General features: G+C 57.2%; 1 protein-coding gene. It reads left to right on the forward strand.

All coding sequences use genetic code 11. From position 1 onward, the window contains the following. Window positions 1-55 precede the first annotated feature (55 nt). A partial coding sequence (locus CHU70_RS10690) for an IS30 family transposase (RefSeq protein WP_242451399.1) occupies window positions 56-573 on the forward strand: 518 nt, incomplete at its 3' end.

The following is a 573-nucleotide window of genomic DNA, read 5'->3' on the forward strand; positions in this document are numbered from 1 at the left end:
AAAGTCCTGCCGGACTACCCGGCCAGGGCGTAAACCCCGCTCGCTTCTCGCAGGGGTGCCCAAACCACGAGGAAAACGCTGGACCCATGATGCCAATATTTCACTTCGCCCAGCGGAAGCCAATGATCGTGCCGTGCCCGGTCATTGGGAAGGGGATTTGATTATTGGCGCAGATGGCACCAGTGCTTTAGCGACATTGGTGGAACGCCGCAGCAGGTTTGTGCTCCTCGGCAGACTCGGCACTGACCATACCGCCACCAGCGTCAATGAGGTCATGGTGCGGATGATTCGTCGGCTCAAAGAGTCGATGGACACCACGATTTCGACGTTGACCTGGGATCAGGGGGTGGAGTTTGCCAAACACACGGAGTTTTCCGTCGCGGAGAATATCCAGGTGTTTTTCGCCGATCCGCATTCACCGTGGCAGCGAGGCAGCAATGAGCGGATGAACCGGGATATCCGGTTTTATTTCCCCAAAGGCACCAACTTTACCGATGTCACCGACCAAGAGGTCGCCCAGGCCGAAGCATTGCTGAATAACCGGCCGCGAGTAGTGCTCGACGGGTTAACTCC

This window comes from Corynebacterium sp. LK10, from assembly GCF_008042455.1.
Classification (GTDB): Bacteria; Actinomycetota; Actinomycetes; order Mycobacteriales; family Mycobacteriaceae; genus Corynebacterium; species Corynebacterium jeikeium_D.